1 protein-coding gene is annotated in these 257 nt (G+C 37.7%); it reads right to left on the reverse strand.

Going from position 1 to position 257, the window contains the following annotated elements; all coding sequences use genetic code 11:
- Window positions 1-257 (reverse strand): CD1107 family mobile element protein (locus VJI94_RS08530; RefSeq protein WP_324009055.1); only part of this gene is annotated, 257 nt, incomplete at both ends.

Genomic DNA, 257 nt, shown 5'->3' on the forward strand with positions numbered 1-257 from the left:
TCGCTTCGTCCTTTATGGATTCTTCCTTAACTACTTCTTTCGGTTTTTCATTTGCTTCAACAATATTGAGCAGATCATCTTCGGAAACTTCGGTAAGGAGCATTACATTTTCTCCCTGTTCATAGTGATTGATAATGAGGTGAAAGGTCTTACCGTTCTTCGTCTTAAAGGTAATAAACTGTCTGGCGTCAACGGAATATTTATCGGTTTCCTTATTCTCCTTATCGCTGTTATGATGAATCGGATAATCTTGATTG

It is taken from the genome of Parvimonas sp. D9 (assembly GCF_035282565.1).
GTDB lineage: Bacteria > Bacillota > Clostridia > Tissierellales > Peptoniphilaceae > Parvimonas > Parvimonas micra.